Genomic DNA, 23,673 nt, shown 5'->3' with positions numbered 1-23,673 from the left:
TTACATCCCTCTTTTCTGGAAATGAACCAATTCCGGCTTAAGGCTGTTCACTCCTCTTACAAAAGCGACATGAGCTCTGGTTACGAAAATTTGCGTACGGAACGCATAGATCACGGTATCGCCGACCATCATCGGCTGCTCTCGCTCCAAGCATCCGTAGTAATCGATATTTTCCGCAGAGTACTGACTGACCTTCGCCTTCTGGGAAGTCACGTCGCGCGAGGTCGAACCGTAAAGCGCCTGATGCATATGCGACCGCGGATAAAATCCGCCGGCAATCGTATAGGCGTACTCATCGTCCATATGAGAAATCTCCGATACATATACAATGCTCGGTATTTCGACAAGCCGATCGTTGTATGCATGCAGCGGGGTCGTGCCTGTCAGTGCATGGCCGGGCTCGCCATGCGTGACGCCATGGCGTTTCAACAGCGGGATGGTGTGACAGCTGGTCGCACTTGGAGCATTCACTTGCTGAATCTCTATGCCGTGCATCCGAAGGGTCTCCACAGCGGTCAGCAGCGTCTCCAGATTCGGCGTAATGTCAAAATCCGTGTTCTCGGCGTTGATCTGAAGCACGGGAAAGCTGGTCGCCCCCACGATTCGGATTCCCCGCAGCTTCCTCAGCTCCGGCAGGAGCCGCTCAAGCTCATGGAGCAAAAATCCGCCGAACTGACCGGGGAATATTGCATCGCCGGGACGGATGACTCTCAGAATAACATCTTGTACATGTCCAAGTGCCACAGCGGCTTCCGACAATTGGACCGCCCGTTCCAGAGAAAACAAGGTTACCACTTCGGGCTTGATCTCACGCAGCACATCCGCCCATTGGCTTTTGCTCGGCTGTACGATATGCCCGATATTGCCAATGCAGCACCCGGCTTCGGCCAGGGCATAAGCCTCATCGATGTCCACCGCCACCGCTTGCCTGATTCCGCATTGCTCGATCAGCTTACCGGCATAACCGCTGCGGCCAATTTGTTTGGTCATGTAATAGAGCTTCATGTCATACTGTTCCGCCATTTCAGACAGAGCGCGGGCGTTATGCATGAGTCCATCCGCATCGATCACATACGTATTGGCCGGTATCTCCCCCCTCTGGTGAAGGATCGCCGCCGCACGGATCAACCCCTCATTCCGTTGTAAAGTCATATCTACAAACATGCAGTTACCCCCTAAATTCCTGCAGAACATTTTCTAAGATGCGGATAACCGTATCTGCCGATGCTTTCATCGGGTTGATGCGAAGACCGTATTCTTTGAGCTTGGGCTCACTCTCCAGAAAGCTTCCCGATACCCGGTATATCATCGGCACCAGCTCAAAGCGCGATTCCGCCCCTACCGGATAAGTGGCCGCTCCATAATAGGATGCGCGTTCGATAACCGCCGACGCAATCGGCTGCTCCAGTTCAACAATGACATTCTTGGACTGCGAATTCGTGATATACGCTTCCTTGATGCCTGACACTTCTCCTGAAGCCAAACGTCGGCACAGTTTCTCCACCTGCTCGTTTTGAATTGCCAGCATGACGGGGGCAAACACCATGCTGCGCAGCAGCTCATGCGCTTCGTAACCTTGTACTTGGCCTCCGCCGGAGTAGTTGCGCTCGTGCAGCTTCTCGATCCCTTCCCGCTTGCCGATGATCACGCCGATCCCTTGGGGACCCATCAGCTTAAATCCGGAGAATGTAGAATAGTCAGCCCCATATTCCGAACCGATTCCAAGCATTTTCATCGCGCAGTAGTTATCATCGACCACGATCGGCAAATCGGGACGCTTCCGTTTAACTAGCGCGATCAGGTCTTGGAGAAGATACGTATCCGTAGGCTGCTGCCGCGCATGCTGTACATAAAACACCTTGGAAGTCCGATCGTTCTCGAGCAGCTTCGCCACGGCATCCATGTCATTAAAGTCGGCTTGGGACTGCCGCAGTCCCATTAAATGAAAGGTTTCCTTGGTCGTGGTATACATCGGTGCGGTGTGTACGATAACCGAATCTCCTGGTTCGACCAGCACGCTTAAAATTCCCCGGATCGCTCCGGTACCGCTGCCCCGCACCAGCGCGCAATGCTCGCCTCCAAACGTACGGGCAAGCACCCTCTCGACGCGGGACGTAACAAGCGGCCTGTGGAACTCCGGATGCAGCCCCACATCGCCGACTTGGAAAAATTCGTTGTTCGCAAACTCTCTCGTAATTTCATCGATCAATGTAAACTGCAGCTGCTGAGCTTGCTCCATCGTGCGGTTTTTCAATACCGATTGTTCATATTTCATGCTGACATGTCACCCGCCTTTCGAATACTGAAAGCCCGCTGCGGATTGCCCACCAGCAATTTGTTGATCACTTCATCCGTGATTCCCCGCCCGCGCAAGGCAGGCACGAAAGACCTTAACACCACGTCATAGCCCTGTCCGCCGAACGCGCGCAGATGCGATTTACGCGTCAGATCCGTGGACAATAGGAGCTGGTCCTCATATCCGTGCTCGATAAACTTCAATAAGGATTCCAAGCGGGCGTTGTCACTCCGGTAGTTTTCCTTGCCGATCGTATCCATTGCAACGTAAACGCCTGCCTTCAGCACCTCGAGCACCACTTCATCCTGCTCGTTCAGATCCTGATGGCCAATAATTACTTGATCCAGCGGCATTTCTTCCGCAGAAAACAGCTCGATCTGCTCCAAAGCACAGGTCCCCAGCGTTGTATGCGTAGATAACGGAAGCCCTGTTTCCTTTGCCGCAGCGACCGCTCCGTGGAACAGCTCCGTCTCGATCGGTTTGAATTCGTTTAGGCTGCTGCCGATCTCGCCGATCACCCCTGGCTTAATTCCCGTATCCGCGATGCCGGATCGAATCTCTCGAATCATCCACTCGGCGAATTGATCCCGGTTCCAGCGCAGCTTATCATCAGGAATGAAAGGGTCTTTATAACAGCCCGTGCTCGCAACAATATGAATATTGGAGGCTTTACTGATCTCGGCAAGCTTTCGCGGATTTCGTCCCATTCCGTCATTGGTAACCTCGATGATGGCCCGGCCGCCATAGGCATAAAAGCTCTTCAGATCATCCAAGACAAGCCCCGTATCTTGCAGGCAGGTATCTTCATTCTTCTTAATACGGCTCAGATCCACGTATAGATGCTCGTGACAGGCGCATACGCCAAGCTTCTCCGGTTGTATGGGCCCAAGTACGGTCTGGATGTACATTTCTCTCTCTCCTTACTGTGGTGGTGTATACAATCCAAGCAGAACCAGTATGTTCCCTAGGATACCGACAGCGATAGCTCCCACAGGACCTACGGCCATCCGAACGATCGGACGTCCCGCCGCCTCATTCAACAGATAGAAGCCGGCAATCCCAAAGTAACCGAGCCCCGGCACGATGGCATTGGCTGCATTCGCTCCCCCGATCAGAAGCGCGACCTCAAGAACGCGGGTCATCGAAGTCCGGATGCTTTCACCCGAGGCGCGGATGCCCGGGTACCGATCCAGAAATTTGGCCATTTTGGACAATAACTGAATTTCCAGGAAGATGACAAGGGCGCCGAGCAGCGCTGCAACGAGCGGATTCGGAGAAAATATCCCCACTCCGAATACGAACGTAAACCCGACTGGGCCGAATACGCCGGTAGCGATCGCCGTACTGGCGATCAGCGGGACAAATCCAATGGCTTTGGCCAGGGAGGCAATGCCGCCTTCCGAGATTTTTCCGTCAGCCAGCAGGCTCAGCGAGATCGGATCGCCGGCAATTAACAGAAGATTGGTGGCTGCCGCGGCTAAACCGCCGCTGATCATGACGATCCACGAAAACTTTTTAATGCGCGTCACGCGATCCGTAAACATGGAGGCAAGTGTTGAAAGGCTCTGATCCTCGGATTTTTCCTTCATCGCAAACGTGATAAGAAACGCCATGCCCACGATCAACGCGATGCCTTCCGGACTCAAAACAACCGGCGTGCCGTCAATTTGAATAAGTCCTTTTGTGTTGCTGAAAACAACGAGCTGTCTGGCCAATGCCGCCACCAGAAAAGCAATGACGCCTTTTTTGATCGAAAATTGAAGCGCGATGGCCAGGGCGGGAAATACCATAAAGGATACAACGACGGGCTCGCCAATTTTGTTGAATCCGTCAATAAAATTAAGCGGAAGCATTTCAAACGCTTTCACAACTGCCTGAAGCCCGAAGTAGATACCCGCGCCATATACGCCGCCTAGCGCTCCGGCAGCAGCTGTGCTCAATTTGCCTCGTTTAAAAGACAACCCGATGATATCCGTTCCGAGTAGAATGCTATGGATAAGCAAAATGCTTCCTGATATCGAAATGGGGATCCCGTAACCGATCACAAGCCCGAAGCTCATGGCAAAAGCGGTGACGCCCAGCTCCTTCCGGCTCATCCGCCCTTCCAGATTCTCAGGGACGATCGGTCTAAGACCGTCATTAAATACGGCGATCCCCAAGTTGGCCATAGTTGCAGTCACGATCCCTAGCCCGATTAACAACAAAGCTTCCAGCATAAGATGTCCCCCTAATCATTTGACGTAACGCTTACTTGGTAAGTGCTTTCATAAGAAATTCTACTGCCTTCTCTTTGTGGTCTCCGGTAAAGCCGAATGCCTTAGCGCCTTGCGCGACGGCCTGATCGACTTTCTCTTGTGTCGGCGGCTGTCCCGGCATGGAAATCGTAGCACAATTCGACTTGCCTACCATCGCGATGGCCATGGCCAATGCTCCGCCCCCTCCGGTATAGCAAGCGCCCACGTAGTAATCGGCTTGTCCCATCTTCAGAGCCATTGCAGCTTCCAGATCCGATTTAACGGTTACTTCCACATCGGCTCCGCCATGCTGTTTGACCAAAGCTTCAATTTCTTTCTTTTCCACTTGCCCGCCAATCACGATTTTCATGACAATTCTCCTCTTTTCGTTTGTTTTTAGATTTCTGAAGCGTTAACGAAATGCATGATCAGGTACTGTCTTTCCTCATCCGGAAGCTTGCCGTCCATTTGGGACTCGATCCACTTTACGTTTTCTGCAGCTTGGGCAAAATGAGGAGAGCGTCTGATTTCCTGCATGATCTCCTCAGGCGGAGCGTTTAGCTCCTCGCTGCGCTCGATCCGGGTAACGGCCATCCCCAGATGAGTCACCAGCTTTTTGTATTTCTTCTCATTGTCCGGCTGTACGAATCTTTCAATCGTTGCCTCGCACAGCTTCATGGCGCCAGGTGTAATCGTGTTGGTAGAAAATAAAATATCCAGTCGTTCTCTCAAAGCACTCACGCTTCTCCACACTCCCTGTCAGTATTTAGGAATGAGCACGCCACGCTCCACCTGCTTCTGGATTTGCATGACATGATCGGTTGATATCTGATCGAACATAAACTCCATTTTCTTATTGTTTTTGTTTACGACGCATACAGCCTGACTCATTTCCTTGTCCATTTCCAACGCTTCCTTGGAGGACAGCTCGGACAAATAGAATGAACCGTTGTCGATTTCATCCACATTCCATACCATTGCGTCGATCGACTTGGCTTTTAAATGCTCCAGCAAATGCATATAGTTCAGGTTGATCAGCTCGACATCCTTGCCCTTAACTTCAAGATTCGTTAATACTTGTTGGTCAATAGAGTAACTGTCGATTCCGATTTTCATCCCGTCTTGGATCCCGCTTGTTTCCTCCGCAAAAACTACCGCATGACGCGAAACGTATGAACCGCTTCCGAATTCCTTTACAATCACGAGTTCTTCGGATTTGCGGATCGCCGTCATTGCGGCATATTTGGAAACAAGTGCGAAATCATATCGACCATCAATGACATTGTCCAGACGAACGGTCGCACCGCGCATAAAGGCACAGTGCAGAGGGATGCCGATTTTTTCGAAGCTTGCGTGCATTGCCGTTGCCAATCCCTCGTATTTACGGGAGTAAGGAAGCGGCATAACGCCGATGATACTGCTCACCCCGCAGCATTGAAGCAGCAGGTCCATGTTCTTATTTCGGAGAAAGGTGCCTAGATGCCCTCTGGACTCGAGCGAAATACATTGGCTTTCCTCCATTTTTTTCAAAACATTTTGAATCGTGCCGCGGCCAACGCCGTATTTACCCGACAGCTCCTCAATTCGGGGAATACGGGAATCCAGTTCAATAAAGAGAAGCTCTTCCGCTAGGTTTTTTAAAACCACGCTGCTTTTGGAGTTCAATCCTTGAATCACGTTACCCGGTTCACCTCCTCAATATACAATATTCTGTATTTTGTATTTGATGACATCATATCATCGTGCTACAGGGACTTCAATACTTTTTTCTGAATTTAAGTCAACTTATTTCACATCGTTATCGGGAAGTGTTGGATCAACATCGAATGTAATGCGTTTTCATGCGGGTTTTTGAACGTTCATCCGGGGAACAGGGGCTGTATCGACTCTTTTTTTTGTAATTATTTATGTTTTATTTTCAGAAAGTTTCACTTGTTGTCATTATATATAACATCATCAGATGTAGCTGACATCGCTGACAGTAGACAAACTGGATTCAACAAAAACCGGACAATGTAGATAAAAAAAAGCCGCATATTATGCGACTTCAGGCTGTCGAGAAAGTCTCGACAGCCTTCTTTATGTTTATTTATTTTAAGACAGCACCGCGTTAATGTTGTATAATATAGATAACTACTCATGAACGGATGGTGTCTTGAATGCTGAGATCTAATCGGGAAAAACAACAAAGCTACGAATTCGTGTCAATTGAAGAGCTGGTTCCACAGGATCATTTGCTGCGGAAAGTGGACAAGTATATCGACTTCTCCTTTATTGACGATAAGGTTCGTCCTCTTTACTGCGCAGATAACGGGCGGCCAGCCATTGATCCGGTCGTTCTGTTTAAGATGATTTTTCTCGGTTATTTTTATGGCATTCGCTCCGAACGCCAGTTGGAACGCGAGATTCAAACGAATTTGGCTTACCGCTGGTTTTTAGGTCTTGGTCTAACCGATAAAGTCCCAGACCACTCCACCATTAGCTGGAACCGGCGGACTCGGTTTAAGGATACTGACATTTTCCAGGAGATCTTTGACGAAATCGTCCTCCAAGCGATCTCGCACAAAATGGTGGGCGGGCGTGTGCTCATTACCGATTCGACTCACGTAAAAGCCAATGCCAACAAGCACCACTATACCAAGCAAGAAGTTCTACAAAACACCAAGGACTATATTGACGAACTCAATGAGGCTGTGACGGAGGACCGCAAAGCGCACGGAAAAAAGCCCTGAAAGTACGAGAGGAAGTGAATGGAACCAAAGAAATTAAAGTGAGCACCACCGATCCTGAAAGTGGCTATATGATTCGCGACGGTAAGCCAGAGGGGTTCTTTTATCTCGACCACCGGACGGTGGATCTTAAATACAATCTCATTACCGATGTCCATGTTACGCCAGGAAATGTCCACGATTCGGTTCCGTATTTGTCGCGATTAGACCGCCAAAGAGAACGTTTTGGATTCAAGGTTGAAGCTGTAGCCCTGGATTCCGGTTATTTAACTACGCCCATTTGCCGAGGTTTACAGCAGCGAAAGATTTTTGCCGTTATTGCACACCGGAGATTTCATCCGAAGCAAGGTTTGTTTGCCAAATGGAAGTTTACTTACGACGCTGAAAGTAACACCTATATCTGCCCGGAAAAACACCAACTGACGTACCGGACTACCGACCGGAAGGGTTACAGGCAGTATGCGTCAGACCCGGAACATTGCAAGACCTGTCCGATGCTTGCGCAATGCACTCATTCCAGGAACCACCGGAAGGTACTGACCCGACATGTCTGGGAAGACAGCAAAGACTGGGTGCGAAATAACCGGCTAAGCCGAGACGGCAAGCAGTTGTACCGCAAACGAAAAGAAACGATTGAGCGAAGCTTCGCGGATGCCAAAGAGCTCCATGGGTTTCGCTATTGCCGTTTGCGCGGACTCTCGAACGTCACGGAACAAGCGTTGATGACGGCCACCGTGCAGAACATGAAGAAGATGGCGATCCACCTGGATCGCCTGGAAAAGAGGGGGTAACCCTTCTTTTTTAGGCTTTTTAGCAACTGCAAATGAAAATAAGAGAAACCCAACGTCTACAAGACGTGGGTTTCTCGACAATCTGAAGCCGCATATTATGCGACTTTCAAATAAAAACCCCGACCCCTTTCTTCACCACGTAATGGATACCTCAGAACGATCTGCCAGGCAGTTGGATGCCCTGCCATTCGCCTACATCGCATTGGCCATTACTATTTCCACCCGCAGCAACCACCGAGCCGTCCGATTTAAGACCGAGCGTATGAGTGCAGCCCGCCGCAACGGCCACAATATCCCGCCAGCCGCTTACATTGCATTGGCCGTGCTCATTCATACCCACAGCCGTTACCGAGCCGTCCGATTTAAGGCCGAGCGTATGATAGCTTCCCGCCGCGATCGCCACAATACCGCGCCAATCGCTTACATCGCATTGGCCATGCCTATTCAAGCCCACGGCTACAACCGTGCCGTCCGATTTTAGGCCGACGGTATGAAGGTAACCCGCTGTTACCGCGACAATGTCGTGCCATTCATTTACATTACATTGGCCATAACGACTATTACCTACAGCCGTCACCGTGCCGTCCGATTGAAGACCGATGGTATGCCAGTCCCCCGCCGCTACTGCCACAATATCACGCCAGCTGCCAACATCGCATTGCCCCTCATCATTCCGACCCGCTGCCACCACCTTGCCATCCGATTGAAGCCCGACGGTACGACGCCAACCTGCTGCAACCGTCACAATATCACGCCAGCCGCTTACATTACATTGGTCATGCTTATTCCAACCCACTGCTACCACGGTGCCGTCCGATTTAAGCCCCACGGTATGAGCTCTGCCCGTGTTCGTCGCCATATGAACATTACCAACCGCAACCGCCACAATATCGCGCCAGCCGCTTACATCACATTGGCCGTCTTTATTATCCCCCACTGCTGTCACCGTCCCGTCCGAATTAAGAGCAACGGTATGACGGCGACCCGCCGCAATGGTATGTTTAGGCCACCGTTGCACCTCTAGCAAGGCTTCATTCGGTAAAGTATAGTCCATGTTTTACCTCCTTGAACACAAGAAATATTCTACTGTAAAACGTCTCTTTACGAGCAAATGCCGCACAATCGGGCTTCAGGGCTTAGCATCTTATTTCTTCACGGCGTGGATAAAATGGATGGTCTCGAATGCAGATAAATAATCCGTCCGATCACGGAAGAAAAGCTCTTGGATCTTTGTTGGCGATAGATGTTCATAAATCAACAAACCCGATCTTTCCAGTAATTTTTCGATTTTTTGATAAGAGAAGCATGCTTTCATCGGTTCTCCACTTGCTGCAGCCATTTTCACCATATTTTCAACGCGATTAAACTTTCCTTTTTCTACGAAGAAATTCTCATCCGCATAATCAAAAACGATAGAGCTTCCTGATGGGACATTAGCAAATAATTGATGCAGCAAAGTTTCATTTTGTTCTTCAGATAGATAGTAGGAAACGCCCAAGAGGCTGAAGAACGTTTTTTGTTGCTCAAACCCTATGTTTGATAAAGATTCAATGGAAAACCGCGTAGTAAAGTCTGTTGAAACAAAATAAAGATTACTCGGAATATTGAGTTCTGCAGTCTCCAACTTCTCCTTTTTCATCTCCTGAGTAGCTGGGTGATCGATTTCAAATATTTTTAAGCTGTGCTTCAGCTCCGGGTATCGGAAACAGAAAGTGTCCAGGCCTGCTCCCAGTATGACATACTGCTTTACACCTAGCATCATTTCATTGAGCAATACTTTTTCACAATAGGCGGAGCGTGCTAGGGAAACCGGGGAAAGCTGGATCTGTGTGATCCATTTCAAAATTTCAGCCGGAGCCTCTTTAAATTGCTGCCCGATCTCACGATTGAAAAACTGGATGCCATTAATCATATTTTTGCTGATTGCCGAAAATTCTTCTTCGGATATCAAACGGTTTGCGATAAAATCATCAAAAATTATCGGTGTGTCATATTTGCTGTGATAAGCCCGGCCAAAAGCCGATATCAAGGACGTTAAACTGGATTCATTATGTTTCATGCTTTGTTCTCCCATAAAAAAATAAGATTCCCCTGGCCAGGAGAATCTTATTTTAAATCATATTTTTACGGATGTAAATTATAGCATAAATAAATAATTTTGTCAAGTTTTCTCGCTCGCAGCCCGGAGTCCGCTTCCCTGTATTCCCCTTAGCACTTAAGATAAAATTTTTAGCCCTCCTCCTCTACCGAAATTACCTCCCTTGCTGCCTCGATGAAGGATAATATGATCGGCGAAAGCCACTTGTCTTTATGCCATAGCATCTGTGTATACACGTGCAAGTCCGGAATTTGCCATGGAAGAGCAACAAGCTCGCCCCGCTCAACCTCGGCTTCTACGACGATTTCAGGAAGAAAGGCAATGCCGATTCCCGTAATTGCGCATTGTTTAATAGCTTCAGCACTTTGAAACTCTAAATACGTAATACTATCAATGCCCTCTTTCTCAAATGATCGGTCAAACATGGTTCGATAGGGACAGCCCTTTTCATTCGTCAGGAACACTTCTCCGTGAAAATCCTCCAGCTGCAGCACCGTACGTTGTGCGAGCGGATGGTCCGGAGCGGCGAATAAGCGGAACGTTTCTTCCAGCAACGGCTCCACCGCAAGTCCGCTTGAGCGGATGGGTTCGTCCAACATAAAGACGACATCCGCGGTTCCCTCAAAGAGCGATTGCTTGAGTTCCTGATTGGGAACGGAGCGGAAGATGAGGCGCACGCCCGGATGGCGCGAACGAAAAAGCTGAAAGACAACCGGTAGCCGATAGGCGCAAAGAACCTCGTTGGCACTAATCGTTAGGGTACCGCTTAAGTTTTCATTGTCATGAACGACACTGCGAGCCTCGTCCAATTGGTTTAGCACGCCTTCGACATGAGTCAAAAAGCGTTTACCCGCAGTTGTAAGAACGAGCTGCTTACCCAAGCGGTCAAAAAGACGAACCCCCAGCTCCTCCTCCAATGCTTTCATTTGCATCGTTACGTTGGAGGGGACGTAGTTCAACACTTCCGCAGCCCGGCTGAAATTTAAGGTGGATGCCACCGTGCGGAACGTGTTCAGTTGGCGCAATTCCATCATACGATCCCCCTTTTGCCTTCAATATGATTGAATATAGCTTTGAAATTCATTCACTTTTATTGAGAGTATCACGGAACTATACTAACAACAAGAATTACATTCTTAATATATGGTTTCATTTTGAAGGGAGCAAACAATACGATGGATTATGAAATTTTTGATTTGGGTGACGTTACCTTGCAGTCCGGCGTTACGTTACCGAACGCTTTTCTTGCTTATAAGACTTATGGACGATTGAATGAACAAAAAGATAATGTCATCGTCTATCCAACGGCATTTGGCGACCATCATGTTCAGAATGAATGGTTGATTGGAAACGGCATGGCACTAGATCCGCGAGAATATTTCATTATCGTACCCAATCTGCTCGGCAACGGGTTATCCTCGTCTCCCAGCAACACGCCTCCCCCATTCGACCGGGCTAATTTTCCGCAAGTAACCATCTATGATAACGTTCAATTTCAGCATCGGCTGGTGACCGAAAAATTCGGCATTCAAAAAATTGCGCTCGTCGTTGGATGGTCGATGGGAGGCATTCAAGCTTTCCAATGGGGAGCAAGTTATCCCGACATGGTGGAGCGAATTGCTCCCTTCGCCGGTGTTGCAAAGACTTGGCCTCAAACGTATGTCGTCTTGGAAGGAATGAAAGCCGCACTTATGGCCGCAGTTCGCTTCGATTTAAGTAAACTTAACCAGTTGACTGCTGCAGACATGCGTGCCGTTGGCCGTGTATATGCGGGATGGGGTTTATCGCAGGCGTTTTACAGAGAGGAACTTTATCGTGAGTTGGGATTTGATACATTAGCGGATTTTGTGGCTGACTTTTGGGAAGAGAGCTTTATGCAGATGGATCCGCACAATGTTCTGGCCATGTTATGGACAGGTCAGAATGCAGATATTAGTGCAAATCCATCCTATAACGGAGATTTCGATCAGGCGCTCAGAAGCATTCAAGCACTCGCCTGCGTCATGCCAGGGAGCACGGATCTCTTCTGCACGTCCGACGATAACGAATACGAGGCTAAGCGTATGCCTAATGCTGTTTTTAATCCGATCGTGTCGATCTGGGGACACTTTGCCGGTCGCGGCATCAACCGTGCCGATAATGAATGGATTGATGACAATCTTAAGCGCTTGTTGGCGCTTCGGACGAACGGGTCGTTCGGCAATTGATACTACTCTTCAGTCGTTTCCTTTAAGAGATAATGATCTTGCCCGAAGATCATAGGATGAGGTCACCAGATTTTCTGGTCGACCTCTTTTTTGTGTTTCGTACTAGTTGGACAGTTTTGCCGGTTAGCTGAATATGTCATCAATTTCCATCCGGACATAAACTTGATTCGCCCTTCACATCACTTTCGTAATAATAGCCATGCCTGAGGCAAGCCAAGCCAAAAACCCGAAGCCGGCATTACGATGGCGCCGAACAAACAGATAACCAGCAGGATCCAACCGAAAATTGCGGGAGGAGCGATTCCCTTCTTTTTAATCAGCCAATCTACCATATAGCCAAGCAACATTAGCAGGAAGCCGAACATCATGTACCAGAACGCGGTTCCACGATCCCACTGATCATCAGCCACCGTACTCCACAAGCCTTCGGTAACGATGGGCTGTAATTGACCTGTGTAAGCAAATAGTCCATAAATAACATGGAGCAACCCCGTCAACATAAGCATTATTCCGACATGGCGCTTTATCCCACTTATCATAGTGCCCCCTCCTTTCTTCATAACCCACTCGCCCTCCCTATTTCGCTCCAAGCAATCCTCAAACATGATTTTATCCTCAAACAGATTTCAAAGCATCAATGGGTGCGATAAGGATTTAAGGTCTTAGGATCCCAAAAAAACAATAGGCTTACAATCGTGATTACCAAAAAAACTGACGTTATGACCGGGTCATAATGTGAACCATTATCGGGGAATACCGTTATACTGACGTTTACGAAAGCATGGAACAAGATTATCGCAAAAATGCTTTTTCCGGTGTTGTTATAGAGCCATACCATGAGGATTCGAAGCAGGATTGCCGTGAAGCACTGCCATACGATCCACGTTACATTATGGTTTGTTTGAATATATGGAACCAAGTGCCATATCCCCCACAACGTCCCCATGATCATGCTGGTGGCAATTGCGTTCCAACGGTTTAGCAGGGGCTCTGCGGCATATCCCATCCAGCCCATTTCCTCGCAGGCAGCTGCAATGAAATACATTACCACAAGGATCGGTATCGATAGAAAAGGTATGTTCGGTTCGGGGAGCGATCGCCCGATCAAGCTCATGAACCAATATGACAGTAACATGATCATTGGCATCAAAAATAGTATGGGTAAATACCAGCTCTTCTGCTTGATTCGCTTATAATCGAATATTCGTTTCAATAACCTCCGTACGCCACTTACTCCCTCTTCTCGGTAAGTGAGTATCAATGCGGCTGCCATTGGACAGAAGAACATAAGTGCACTGACAGGAAGATTCATTGGAAGCCATTTAACCGGCATAGAACCAAATAGCCAAAATGGTATCGAAAGGGCGAAAACCAATACATAAAATGTTCGTGGCGACCTATTCAATGAACGTTCTACATTCATGACATGCAACCTCTTTTGATACGAATTCGTAGTATTTACAAATAATGATTAGCCCGCTGGGGGCAGTTACTCCTTAACTCTGATCTTCACCGGATGATTTGACGCGTTGCCGGTCATTGAACGATTTGGCGACTCTATCCTGATTGGCGGCCTTTTTATTACGATTTCGTAGTAAGCCTTGCACACAATTTAATACGTTTTCGTAGCATTGTCAAGATGCAATTAGCGTTGCTATGTTGTATGCAGAAGTTATTTTGTAAATATGCCCTCTTCGCCCGCTTCATTCGTTACCTTGAATAACCCGCTTCAACTCCCCCTTCACATTAATATCAAAGCTCCAGTTTTTGTTCCAGTTCGGCCTTCTGGCGTAAGTGATGGCGGAAATGCATACCGACCAAATCGAACCACTCCCGTGCGTTAAGCCACCCAAACCCTTCATGCCTCACTTTATAATTGGGGTTTATTGCATTTACCTTCTCCTCCCATTCATACATTCCCTTAAGCACCGTATCGAGTCCTTGAATGAGTTCATCCACGGTTTCGGAATTACTTGGGGTATTTTCAGGTCCATCCGGTAATCTGATTTTTATCGGAGGAAATGAACCGGCGCAGAACAATTGTGCGCCAGCCTCTGTCTTTCCTTGGGGTTGCACTTCACTCGAGGATGCGCATTTTTGGACTTGGACAAGGTAATCGAGAGCTGTGAGGATCATATGATCATACATTTGACCGAGAGACCATACTCCTGGTTCAGATATATGTCTTAATTGGTCGATGGAATACTGCTGCAGATTGATCTTGTAAAAATCGATTAGTTCCGAATAATTCAATGGCATCACCTTTCCAAAACGTCAAAACGTCAAGCTCAATTCATTTTAATGCTATTCCAGAAGTGGATTTGATATTTCTTTTCATTTGCTATGTTGATCAGTTCGTTTTTCGAAACCCTTATTGATTAACCTTTCATCATTGGATAGTATTTGTGTAAGTATGGACTTCGGAATTTTTAACATAGCTTTTTTTATATTCGCAGCACGACGAATCATGAATCACGAACGAACATCCTTGAAAGGCGGTGTCGATATGTCCATTCAACAAAAGCGATGGCCGATCACTTGGGGAATCGTCTGGTCTTTACTGTTCGCCTTGATGAGCTTTTATTGGGCGAGTGGCGGCAAACTTGGGGTCCATACGCTCGGGCCGGAAATTTCGCGTCAAGCCGATTTGCGCGATGGCGGCTTCATTCTCATTGTATGGTTAACGGGGGTGGTCAAGGTTGCAGGGGCTGTTCTATTACTCGCATTAAAAATCAAATGGAACAGCGTTCTTCTCCAAGCAGCCTTCCGAATCGCAGCCATGGTAGGCGGAGTACTTCTTGTCCTCTATGGGCTATTTAACTTCGTAGCAGTGCTGCTCGTGCTGGCCCAAGTTCTGGATTTGCCAGCAATTGACTCTTATTCGGCGTGGTGGCGACTCTTCTTCTGGGAGCCGTTCTGGATGCTGGGCGGGCTGTTATATTTTTTTGCCGGCCGGACGGCGGGAGCTGGTAACACTGCCAGCCGGAATGGGGCAAGTACGTTTCGCAAATGAATTAACGAATACTCCCTTTTTCAAGAATATAGTCTTCATTGGAATTCCTTATCTCCATCACTGAATTTTTCTCAACAGGCGCTTGAGCCATCCACCGATTTTCCGGATAGCCCGGCGATCGCCGCGACCCAAGTCAGGGCCAGCGCAAACCACAAGAGTATACCGGCTTCGTACGCCAAGTCAGAATCCCCGCAGACGAACAATAATCCCATACATATGGAAAGTCTTCAATTGAACCTTTCAGACAGGATGTTCATACCCTAATGATAAATGTCTTGAGAGGAGTTTATTTCGTTGAGCGTATTAGAATCCGGTTCAAGAAAAAGCATTCTTCCCTACGGAAAGCTGCCGCTCTTGTTCACGCAAAATGTCGGTCAATTCGACCCAAACACGCTTTATTTCGCGCAAGATTCGGGATTGCGCGGTTCATTCGAGGCGGATCGAATCTTGCTGACGCTCTACAAGTCCGATTCCACGGAAGCGGAGCGAACGATGAGCGGCGTCGTATTGGCGTGGCGTTTCGAATCCCCAGGGAAGACATCCAGGCTTGAAGGGATGTCAAAGGATGAGGGCAAGTTTCATTATTTTCGCGGCAATGATCCAAAGCGTCATATTACGCATGTCGATACGTATCGGGGAGTGGCATACCGGGAGCTATGGCCAGGTATCGACGCCGTGATCCAAGGAAGTGGCGGAAAGCTCAAATTTGACTGGCTGCTAAGTCCGGGTGCGCGGGTGGAGGATATTCAGCTGGTATGCAGCGGCTCAGACGAGGTTCAACTCGACGAGGAAGGCAATCTGCTCTTGATCACGCCTTATGGTACGCTTATTGATCAGAAACCCATCGCCTACCAGGAAGTAGACGGCGTACGTAAGGAATTGGGGTGCCGATATGTCGTGGAATCCGGACAGGAAGGCAGGAGTCGGATCGGGTTCGAAATGATCGAAGCGTATGACCGTGAACTTCCCTTGGTCATTGATCCGGTCATCTTGTATTCGACTTATCTTGGCGGATCGGACATTGACGATGGCATGGACATTGTGGTCGATGAATTCGAGCAGGCTTATGTGACTGGGACTACAGCCTCGGCCGATTTCCCCGTGACACCAGGGGCTTTCCAGGTGTCGTTTCAAGGAACGGATGACGTCTTTGTCAGCAAGATCGATGCTTCGGGAACATTTTTAATCTATTCTACCTTCATCGGAGGAAGTGCTTCGGATACGGGCAGAAGCATTGCCATTGACTTCGCCGGGAATGCTTACATTACCGGCACCACTTTTTCCAGCGATTATCCGACAACCCCCGGTGCTTTTCAAACCACGGCCGTATTCACTAGCAGTAATGCGTTTGTAACCAAATTAAGCCCTGATGGCGGATCGCTCGTATATTCCACCTATTTGGGAGGCTCCGCAGAAGATACAGGATTCGACATTGCCATCGATACTTCTGACAACGCGTATGTGACCGGTCACACGATGTCAAGCGATTTCCCGGTGACCCCGGGTGCTCTTAGAACTATCAAACCCATTTCACCAACTTCGTTCGTAACAAAATTGAATGCCGATGGAACGGGGTTGATATACTCGACCTACTTGGGGGGAGACTTGGGAACAACTGACACCTTCGGTATTGCCGTGGACGACTTCGGCAATGCTTACCTCGCCGGTCAGACGGTAGCCTCGGATTTCCCGACAACGCCTGGGGCGTTTCAAACAAGCACTCAAGGCGATGTCGACGGATTTGTCGTGAAGCTCAACCCAACGGGAACCGCGCTCGTATATGGAACTTTCCTGGGCGGCAGTTTGAGCGATGTTGTGCGTGATATTACGATCGATACGGCGGGTAATGCTTATGTTACCGGATTATCGGCCTCTCCCGATTTTCCGACGACGTCCGGATCGTTTGTCACGCCTCTAGGGACTGCCTGGGCTTTCGTTACAAAACTGAACCCCACGGGAACCGGTCTCATCTATTCCGCGCTGATCGGGGGGGAACGGCTCCAATACGGGCCTTGCCATCACCATTAATTCGGCGCGCAGTGCTATGATTACGGGACAAACAACGTCTACGGATTATCCATTGACCGGTGACGCGATTCAATTCTCCCTCTTCGGCACCACCGACGCTTTCGTCACGGTTCTCGATCCTACCGGCTCGTTTCTTGAATTTTCCACCTATTTGGGTGGCAGCTCGACCGACATCGGCAACGGAATAGCCGTGGACTTGAATAATCAGATTTATATTACCGGCCAAACGTTCTCCTTCGACTATCCGGTGTCTTCCTTCACCTTACAACCTTTCCTCAACGGGGTGAGTGATGCGTTTATTACAAAGCTCGGGGAGCAAGCTACTATATTTGTTAATAAATTCGCCACCCGATTCGAAGTTCGCCCGGGAGAAGTAGTCGAATTTATTATAGAGGTCATAAATGAAAGCAGCATTCCGCTTACCAATGTATTCATTGAAGATCCGTTCCTTGGTTTTTTTCATATACTTCCTGTTCTCAATCCGTTTGAAGCGTTCGTCATTCCTCTCCCCTTCTTTGTTCCAGATCAGTTTCCTCCGGGCTTTATCATTAACGAAGTGTTCGTTAGAGCAGATCAAGTACGGGACCCGGTCATTGCAAAAGCTGAAATCTTCGTTACGGAAAATCCCATACTCGAAGCAACGAAAACAGTGAATCCATCTTCGGCCGCTCCCGGTGAAACCGTCGTGTTTACCATTACGCTTACCAATTTTGGGAATGTGGATTTGTTTAACGTCCGGATCGTCGATCCGCTGCTAGGACTGGATCAATTGATTGGCACGCTCCCTGTAGGCTCCAGTTTCACGATTGATTGGCCTTTCGTAATTCCTCCCGGACAGCCGGCTGGTTTGTCGATTGCAAATCGGACCGAGATTACGGCCGATAATCTGCCAACACCGCAAACGGTGGGAACCGTGGTTGAGGTGCTTCCTGCGCCGCGGCTCAGTCTGGTGAAATCCGCGGACCGTATATCGGTATTACCTGGTGAAACCATTCAATTCTCGTTTGAAGTTACCAATACGGGAAATACCGACTTGACGAATATCATCATTACCGATGATACGATCGTTAGCGAGATCCAGGTGCCAAGTCTCGCCATTGGTGAGACCCAAGTGCTTACGGTACCGTTTCTCGTACCGCTGGAGACACCTTCACAGACCTACACCAATACGGCGATGGCCACCAGTGATCAGGCACCAAGCGTCACATCGAGCTTTGACGTACTGGTCGTTGAAGCGCCGCAGCTCGGCGTACGAAAGATCCCTTCCGTGACTTCCGTCATGCCGGGCCAGACGTTCCAATACTCGATTGTCATCGATAATATCGGCAATGTCCCTCTAACCAGTATTGTCCTTGAGGACCCATCGCTCGGCTTTGCCGAGACGATCGAAAGTTTCGCCATCGGCGAACGACGCGAGTTTATTATTCCTTTTACGGTCCCGCTGGATGCTGAGCCGGGATCAAATATCATGAACGAGCTCACCGTTCAATCCACGCAAACCGGATCGCAGCAAGTCTTGGCAACCGTTACGGTAACGGCAATTGGGCTTGCGCTCACCAAGACGGCAGATCTTGCCGTTGCGGCACCGGGCGATACGGTTGTGTTTACCCTTACGGTGACAAATACCCTTACCGAGCCACAGACCAATGTCGTCCTGAGCGATCCGCTGCTTGGCCTAAGCGAGACGATACCCCTCATTCCTGCTGGCGGAACGATTACCCGGACGGGTTCCTTTACGATACCCGCTGATGCTGCGAACGGAAGCGTAATTACGAACAGCTTTACGGCCGTTTCAGACCAGACACCGCTGCAAACCGCTGAAGCCGAGGTTGTCGTTGTATCCATACCCGGCGCCACGACGACACTGACGGTAACCAAGCTGCCGGACCGCAGTGTAGCCGCAACGGGTGAAACGGTAACCTATACGGTTGAAGTAACGAACACCGGCAGCAATCCTGCAACCAGCGTTACCGTCGTCGATTCCTTGACCGGAACCGTGGTCGTGATCCCAGTCATTTCGCCGGGAGCAACAGAAGTCGTGATGTTTACTTTCCAAATACCGACAAACGCACTCCAGGGGACCGTATTTGCGAACCGCGTCACCGTGAGCTGGCCGGAAAATCCGGTGTCCTCTCCGATATTTAGCGAAACGCGCGTTGTAGTAGCTCTGCCTTCCACGCTAGTTGACATTAACGTCGTAGCCGATCCGCCTACAGCCAGTCCGGGATCAGTAGTTAATAAAACGATCAGAGTTACAAACGTATCGAATGTAACGTTGACGGATGTTCCAAACCGAACGTTGACGGATGTGCGCGTTATTGATTTTCTCCTGGGTTTCAATGTCGTTATCCCATCCTTGGGACCGGGTGAAACGCGGGTCTTTACGCTTCCGTTTACGATTCCTGCGACCTCTGTGGGAGGCGAGATCTTCCAGAACAACGTTGTTCTTTTCTCGAACCAATCTCCGCTGCAGACGGCATCGGTCGATATCGTAACCGAGCTGCTGCCGAATGTCATATTAACCGAAACGGTGGACCGTCCGATAGGAAGACCGGGTGAACTCGTCCATTTCTTCATCTTCTTTCAAAATACGGGAAATGTGGTCCTTCGAAATGTCGTAGTGACCGCACCGCTCTTCAACCTTCAGGTACGACTCGAGCAACTGGACATCGGTGCAGATGAAAATATTCGTATTCCGTTTATTTTGCCGGATGTTGAAGAAGATACTATTATAACAAGCCCGGTAACTTTGACTTCGGACAATGGACCGACAAGGAATGCATCGGCGCTCGTCCGGGTTATTGCTGAGGAAGAGGAATAAGCTCGCCCAAAGCGTCCAGCAGCTCTTCTCCCTCTGAGTCATATAGATGAGTTGGATACCTTACTAACGATTCTGAGTGCTCACTCATTGCTAACGATGTAAGCTCTTGACTCACACGAGATAAGGGCTTACATCGTTATAGCTAATATAACCCCCGGTACACGCGAAGCTTCGGGAGCACGCAATTATTGGCTTTTACATAAAGTCGGGCAAATATCATTGGTACAGGGCACGAGGGCTTGTACGAAGAAGCCGGCTCAATTGCTTAAAACGGTGGGATGTCGCGTTGAGCGGCTCTGCTCTTCATCATGCATCCATTTTTGAATCCTCTTCGTCTCGGCGAACCCATACAGCTAAATAATTCTCTCTAATAAATCCCCCACTTTTTCTGCCATTATCCGCGGTGGATAGGGCATCTTATTCTTGATCCACCATTCCACAACGCCAACATAAGCATTCGCTGCAAATTCAACAACGACATCTTCATTTTGACCAAGATTTTTACCTTTGGTGATATCCACGTCTTTTTTGAACTCCTCGATATGATGTTGAACAAACCGGCTGCGAAAATAACGGGCTCCTTCACTCGCCAGCATCGTTGAAAAGAATAAATAATTTCGTTCAAGATATTCCATGCAGTGAACCGTTCCTTCAATCCAATCCAAATCGGCTTCCGCTTCGCAAATATCGCTCATATTCTTGATGTGTTCTTCGATGACCTTATCCAGCAAATCAAATTTGTCCATATAATGAAGATAAACCGTCGCACGGTTAATATTTGCCCGGTCCGAGATCTCCTGAATCGTAATGCTGTCGAAATCCTTTTCGGCCATCAATTCAAGAAATGCTTTTTTAATGGCTTCTTGAGTTCTAATAATTCTCCGATCCACCTTCGCCATGTATACCACCTCATACTTTTCAAAAGATCATCGACAATTTTTATGAATTTGTTGTTTAAACAATAAAATCGATAAAATTAACGATTTATATGTCTTGTTTTCAACATTCGTATATTTTAAATTATAGACAGATGTCGTGAATACATCAATCGTCGTGGTTTTTACTGATCAAGAAGAGGTTCAACATGTTATACCATAGGAGGTTTTATTCATGATTACTGCTAAAGCAAGAGCTGTAGATGGACCAGATAAACCGTTTCGAGCTGCTGAAATCCAAAGACGAGATCTTGATTCGCATGATGTGCTGATTGAAATCAAATATGCCGGCATCTGCCATTCTGACATCCATACGGCTCACGGTGAATGGGGACCTGTAAACTATCCGCTCGTTCCTGGACACGAGATCGCGGGAATTGTCACGGGTGTAGGCGCAGAGGTTACAAAATACAAGGTTGGCGACCGGGTTGGGGTTGGATGCATGGTGGATTCCTGCGGCGAATGTGAGAACTGCCGTAAAGGAGAAGAACAATACTGTCTTAAAGGAAATATCCCCACCTACGCCGGCGTTGATAAATACGGCGAGCCAACACAAGGCGGATATTCTACCCACATTGTTGTTACTGAGAACTTTGTAGTCAGAATCCCGGATAACATTGAGCTTGATGTGGCTGCCCCATTGCTTTGTGCAGGGATCACGACTTATTCGCCGCTCAACCACTGGGGTGCTGGTCCAGGTAAGAAGGTAGCTGTACTTGGTATGGGCGGTCTCGGCCATATGGCTGTCCAAATTGCTCATGCCATGGGTGCCGATGTCACCGTTCTGTCGCAATCCTTAAAGAAAAAAGAGGATGGGTTGCAATTGGGGGCGGATCACTACTACGCCACTAGCGACCCGGAAACATTCGAGAAACTTGCGGGAACCTTCGATTTAATCATTAACACGGTGAGCGCAAAGATCGACATGGATGCCTATTTCTCATTGCTCACGCTTGACGGCACTTTGGTTAATGTTGGTGCACCGGGAGAACCGTTATCGCTGAACGTAATGTCGCTCATCGGTCATCGCCGTTCGTTCGCCGGCTCAATGATTGGAGGTATTCAAGAGACTCAGGAAATGTTAGAGTTCTGTGCCAAGCATAACATTTCTCCTAAGATCGAAGTGATCTCAGCGGACCAAATTGATGAAGCCTACGAACGTGTATTAGCTTCAGACGTAAAGTATCGATTCGTCATTGACATTAGCACGATGTGAGAAATGGATGTGTTAACTTAACTCTCTCATATCCTTATTATTAAAAATGCCCCCAAGCTTCTTGGGGGCATTTTGTTTGAAGACAGGAGGTATTTAGAGACTTCAATGTTGCAACGTTCTTGGTACGCAGCATTTTCGTACCTTCCATGTTTAAAAACGGCCGGCCCCATTTGGTGACCAGCCATTCATACCTGCTTATACCCCAATTACCGCCAAAAATGAAGCGCTGTCCATCGCCCTGCTTTCTCGACATTTATCATTTATTATATAATCGCATTTGAGGTAAAGTTTAATCCAAATCCGACAGGATTTTATACTGAATCAAGATCGTTATACAATTCAATCCGGACGCGGATCAAATTCTTTACACACCGCTCTAACTATTATTGCATCATCCCTGCGAGGAGGACGATTATGGACATTCCCAAGGGTACTTACGGCTTTCGGTTCGCCGAAGATAAGGAGCTCCAGTTGTGCGTATTATTTGCTGCCGGCTATGATTCGATCACAACTTCTTCTTATCGCTGGGACGGACTTGAGCGGGCCGATGGCCCTCTCCTGCTGTTCCAATATACCCTCTCTGGCGAAGGCGTATATGAATCCGGGAACCGGACGCACCGCGTCACCGCCGGACAGGCTTTTCTCGCCGAAATTCCGGGCCCCCATCGCTACTATTACCCCGCGGAGTCGAACGAGCCTTGGGAATTCATCTTCTTGCTGTTCCGGCCCAATCTCATTCTCCCCCATTGGCGCAGATTCCTGCGCGAGGCCGGGGAAGTCCCTTATCTGCCTGTAGATAGTGCGCCAGTCCGCTTATCTCGCATCATTGTGGCCGATGCGGGAGCAGGCCGAATCTCCGATCCCCTGATCGCGTCGTCTTGCGTCTATCAGTTTATGACAGAACTGACCAGAATGCACGTCACAACGCTGCGGAACCGGGAGAACTGGCCGGAGAACGTAAGGCGCGCAGCTGAATTCATCGAGCTCAACTATTCACGGATGATCAGCATTGACCAGCTTTCTGAGCAAGTATCCCTATCCAAATACCATTTGATCCGCCGGTTTTCCGCAAGCACGGGCATGACGCCCGGCGCTTACTTAACTCGTATCCGCACCGAAAAAGCCATGGAGCTGCTTCGGGGAACCGGCCTTAGCCTGGAGACCATCGCCGAGCGGATTGGTTATTCCAGCGGTAGTTATTTCATTAAATCGTTTCGCAACTTGACGGGGCTCACGCCGGGAGAATTTCGAAGCGGAGTCGACAGCCTTGCTTATCGTAAGCTGTTCTTCGATTAACCGCAATAT

21 protein-coding genes and 1 pseudogene are annotated in these 23,673 nt (G+C 48.7%); 7 read left to right on the top strand and 15 right to left on the bottom strand.

Features of this window, described 5'->3' with window-relative positions; translation table 11 throughout:
- The 7 genes from NSQ46_RS15095 to yhfZ are packed head-to-tail and all read right to left on the bottom strand — an operon-like array spanning window position 1 to window position 6,207.
- Window positions 1-1,164, bottom strand: coding sequence for an alanine racemase (locus tag NSQ46_RS15095; RefSeq protein WP_007128105.1), 1,164 nt, complete (start codon window positions 1,162-1,164; stop codon window positions 1-3).
- Between the two features lie 4 nt (window positions 1,165-1,168).
- Window positions 1,169-2,275, bottom strand: coding sequence for an aminotransferase class V-fold PLP-dependent enzyme (locus NSQ46_RS15090; protein ID WP_342576937.1), 1,107 nt, complete (start codon window positions 2,273-2,275; stop codon window positions 1,169-1,171).
- Window positions 2,272-3,204, bottom strand: a complete 933-nt coding sequence (locus NSQ46_RS15085; RefSeq protein WP_007128107.1) for a TatD family hydrolase — start codon at window positions 3,202-3,204, stop codon at window positions 2,272-2,274. Before NSQ46_RS15085 ends, NSQ46_RS15090 begins: the two co-directional genes overlap by 4 nt.
- 12 nt (window positions 3,205-3,216) lie before the next feature.
- Window positions 3,217-4,512 (bottom strand): YhfT family protein, encoded by a 1,296-nt coding sequence (locus NSQ46_RS15080; RefSeq protein ID WP_210094847.1) that lies wholly within the window; start codon window positions 4,510-4,512, stop codon window positions 3,217-3,219.
- Window positions 4,513-4,543: 31 nt separating this feature from the next.
- Window positions 4,544-4,900 (bottom strand): DUF2620 domain-containing protein, encoded by a 357-nt coding sequence (locus tag NSQ46_RS15075; protein ID WP_007128109.1) that lies wholly within the window; start codon window positions 4,898-4,900, stop codon window positions 4,544-4,546.
- Between the two features lie 26 nt (window positions 4,901-4,926).
- Window positions 4,927-5,271 (bottom strand): PRD domain-containing protein, encoded by a 345-nt coding sequence (locus tag NSQ46_RS15070; protein WP_210094846.1) that lies wholly within the window; start codon window positions 5,269-5,271, stop codon window positions 4,927-4,929.
- Window positions 5,272-5,289: 18 nt separating this feature from the next.
- Window positions 5,290-6,207: a GntR family transcriptional regulator YhfZ gene (yhfZ, locus tag NSQ46_RS15065; protein WP_007128111.1), complete on the bottom strand. Its 918-nt coding sequence runs from the start codon at window positions 6,205-6,207 to the stop codon at window positions 5,290-5,292.
- Between the two features lie 482 nt (window positions 6,208-6,689).
- Here yhfZ and NSQ46_RS15060 point away from each other — a divergent pair.
- Window positions 6,690-8,050, top strand: a protein-coding gene (locus NSQ46_RS15060; RefSeq protein ID WP_251535842.1) for an IS1182 family transposase whose coding sequence is annotated in 2 segments (ribosomal slippage) — window positions 6,690-7,257 and window positions 7,257-8,050 — 1,362 coding nt in all. Because the reading frame shifts where the segments join, the coding sequence is not laid out codon by codon here.
- A 151-nt stretch (window positions 8,051-8,201) separates the two neighbouring features.
- Here NSQ46_RS15060 and NSQ46_RS15055 read toward each other — a convergent pair.
- The 3 genes from NSQ46_RS15055 to NSQ46_RS15045 all read right to left on the bottom strand — a co-directional run bounded on the left by NSQ46_RS15055 (window position 8,202) and on the right by NSQ46_RS15045 (window position 11,179).
- Complete coding sequence (locus NSQ46_RS15055; protein WP_342576935.1) at window positions 8,202-9,104, bottom strand: chromosome condensation regulator; 903 nt, start codon at window positions 9,102-9,104, stop codon at window positions 8,202-8,204.
- Window positions 9,105-9,194: 90 nt separating this feature from the next.
- The gene (locus tag NSQ46_RS15050; RefSeq protein ID WP_342576934.1) at window positions 9,195-10,109 is read right to left on the bottom strand and encodes a class I SAM-dependent methyltransferase; all 915 of its coding nucleotides are present in this window, start codon (window positions 10,107-10,109) and stop codon (window positions 9,195-9,197) included.
- A 170-nt stretch (window positions 10,110-10,279) separates the two neighbouring features.
- On the bottom strand, window positions 10,280-11,179 hold the full coding sequence (locus tag NSQ46_RS15045; RefSeq protein ID WP_342576998.1) for a LysR family transcriptional regulator: 900 nt from the start codon (window positions 11,177-11,179) through the stop codon (window positions 10,280-10,282).
- A gap of 144 nt (window positions 11,180-11,323) precedes the next feature.
- On the opposite strand from NSQ46_RS15045, the gene NSQ46_RS15040 reads away from it, so the two are divergent.
- Entirely contained in the window at window positions 11,324-12,355 is a 1,032-nt protein-coding gene (locus NSQ46_RS15040) for an alpha/beta fold hydrolase (RefSeq protein WP_210094843.1), read from the top strand.
- Between the two features lie 179 nt (window positions 12,356-12,534).
- On the opposite strand, the gene NSQ46_RS15035 is transcribed toward NSQ46_RS15040, so the two are convergent.
- From NSQ46_RS15035 to NSQ46_RS15025, 3 genes are all read right to left on the bottom strand, one after another.
- Entirely contained in the window at window positions 12,535-12,915 is a 381-nt protein-coding gene (locus NSQ46_RS15035) for a DUF6463 family protein (RefSeq protein WP_245255992.1), read from the bottom strand.
- A 74-nt stretch (window positions 12,916-12,989) separates the two neighbouring features.
- On the bottom strand, window positions 12,990-13,778 hold the full coding sequence (locus NSQ46_RS15030; protein WP_210094842.1) for a CPBP family intramembrane glutamic endopeptidase: 789 nt from the start codon (window positions 13,776-13,778) through the stop codon (window positions 12,990-12,992).
- A gap of 329 nt (window positions 13,779-14,107) precedes the next feature.
- A complete protein-coding gene (locus NSQ46_RS15025) occupies window positions 14,108-14,608 on the bottom strand; it encodes a DinB family protein (RefSeq protein ID WP_210094841.1) in 501 nt (166 codons plus the stop codon).
- A 253-nt stretch (window positions 14,609-14,861) separates the two neighbouring features.
- Here NSQ46_RS15025 and NSQ46_RS15020 point away from each other — a divergent pair, with 253 nt between their 5' ends.
- Window positions 14,862-15,368 carry a DUF3995 domain-containing protein gene (locus tag NSQ46_RS15020; protein ID WP_210094840.1) on the top strand — a complete coding sequence of 169 codons (507 nt, stop codon included), beginning with the start codon at window positions 14,862-14,864 and terminating at the stop codon, window positions 15,366-15,368.
- A gap of 77 nt (window positions 15,369-15,445) precedes the next feature.
- Here NSQ46_RS15020 and NSQ46_RS15015 read toward each other — a convergent pair.
- Window positions 15,446-15,535: pseudogene (locus NSQ46_RS15015) on the bottom strand (ABC transporter permease); the annotation flags it as partial.
- A 127-nt stretch (window positions 15,536-15,662) separates the two neighbouring features.
- Here NSQ46_RS15015 and NSQ46_RS15010 point away from each other — a divergent pair.
- Together NSQ46_RS15010 and NSQ46_RS15005 are read left to right on the top strand one after the other, a co-directional pair.
- Window positions 15,663-17,396, top strand: coding sequence for an SBBP repeat-containing protein (locus tag NSQ46_RS15010; RefSeq protein ID WP_210094839.1), 1,734 nt, complete (start codon window positions 15,663-15,665; stop codon window positions 17,394-17,396).
- Between the two features lie 16 nt (window positions 17,397-17,412).
- Window positions 17,413-20,217: a CARDB domain-containing protein gene (locus NSQ46_RS15005; RefSeq protein ID WP_210094838.1), complete on the top strand. Its 2,805-nt coding sequence runs from the start codon at window positions 17,413-17,415 to the stop codon at window positions 20,215-20,217.
- 353 nt (window positions 20,218-20,570) lie between these two features.
- Here the strand turns inward: NSQ46_RS15005 and NSQ46_RS15000 are convergent, their stop codons facing one another.
- Window positions 20,571-21,116: a TetR-like C-terminal domain-containing protein gene (locus tag NSQ46_RS15000; protein WP_007128120.1), complete on the bottom strand. Its 546-nt coding sequence runs from the start codon at window positions 21,114-21,116 to the stop codon at window positions 20,571-20,573.
- A 211-nt stretch (window positions 21,117-21,327) separates the two neighbouring features.
- Here NSQ46_RS15000 and NSQ46_RS14995 point away from each other — a divergent pair, with 211 nt between their 5' ends.
- A complete protein-coding gene (locus tag NSQ46_RS14995; protein ID WP_213615683.1) occupies window positions 21,328-22,368 on the top strand; it encodes an NAD(P)-dependent alcohol dehydrogenase in 1,041 nt (346 codons plus the stop codon).
- Between the two features lie 414 nt (window positions 22,369-22,782).
- A complete protein-coding gene (locus NSQ46_RS14990; RefSeq protein WP_341341951.1) occupies window positions 22,783-23,664 on the top strand; it encodes an AraC family transcriptional regulator in 882 nt (293 codons plus the stop codon).
- Window positions 23,665-23,673: the final 9 nt, after the last annotated feature.

This window comes from Paenibacillus sp. FSL M8-0142 (genome assembly GCF_038597315.1).
GTDB lineage: Bacteria > Bacillota > Bacilli > Paenibacillales > Paenibacillaceae > Paenibacillus_AQ > Paenibacillus_AQ lactis.
The sequence above is the reverse complement of the archived record's forward strand: the minus strand, read 5'-3'. Positions and strand labels throughout refer to the sequence as shown.

Coding starts and splice junctions, on each gene's coding strand:
- NSQ46_RS15095 (WP_007128105.1), bottom strand. CDS start 1,164: ATGTTTGTAGATATGACTTTACAACGGAATGAGGGGTTGATCCGTGCG.
- NSQ46_RS15090 (WP_342576937.1), bottom strand. CDS start 2,275: ATGAAATATGAACAATCGGTATTGAAAAACCGCACGATGGAGCAAGCT.
- NSQ46_RS15085 (WP_007128107.1), bottom strand. CDS start 3,204: ATGTACATCCAGACCGTACTTGGGCCCATACAACCGGAGAAGCTTGGC.
- NSQ46_RS15080 (WP_210094847.1), bottom strand. CDS start 4,512: ATGCTGGAAGCTTTGTTGTTAATCGGGCTAGGGATCGTGACTGCAACT.
- NSQ46_RS15075 (WP_007128109.1), bottom strand. CDS start 4,900: ATGAAAATCGTGATTGGCGGGCAAGTGGAAAAGAAAGAAATTGAAGCT.
- NSQ46_RS15055 (WP_342576935.1), bottom strand. CDS start 9,104: ATGGACTATACTTTACCGAATGAAGCCTTGCTAGAGGTGCAACGGTGG.
- NSQ46_RS15050 (WP_342576934.1), bottom strand. CDS start 10,109: ATGAAACATAATGAATCCAGTTTAACGTCCTTGATATCGGCTTTTGGC.
- NSQ46_RS15045 (WP_342576998.1), bottom strand. CDS start 11,179: ATGGAATTGCGCCAACTGAACACGTTCCGCACGGTGGCATCCACCTTA.
- NSQ46_RS15040 (WP_210094843.1), top strand. CDS start 11,324: ATGGATTATGAAATTTTTGATTTGGGTGACGTTACCTTGCAGTCCGGC.
- NSQ46_RS15035 (WP_245255992.1), bottom strand. CDS start 12,915: ATGAAGAAAGGAGGGGGCACTATGATAAGTGGGATAAAGCGCCATGTC.
- NSQ46_RS15030 (WP_210094842.1), bottom strand. CDS start 13,778: ATGAATGTAGAACGTTCATTGAATAGGTCGCCACGAACATTTTATGTA.
- NSQ46_RS15020 (WP_210094840.1), top strand. CDS start 14,862: ATGTCCATTCAACAAAAGCGATGGCCGATCACTTGGGGAATCGTCTGG.
- NSQ46_RS15005 (WP_210094838.1), top strand. CDS start 17,413: ATGATTACGGGACAAACAACGTCTACGGATTATCCATTGACCGGTGAC.
- NSQ46_RS15000 (WP_007128120.1), bottom strand. CDS start 21,116: ATGGCGAAGGTGGATCGGAGAATTATTAGAACTCAAGAAGCCATTAAA.
- NSQ46_RS14995 (WP_213615683.1), top strand. CDS start 21,328: ATGATTACTGCTAAAGCAAGAGCTGTAGATGGACCAGATAAACCGTTT.
- NSQ46_RS14990 (WP_341341951.1), top strand. CDS start 22,783: ATGGACATTCCCAAGGGTACTTACGGCTTTCGGTTCGCCGAAGATAAG.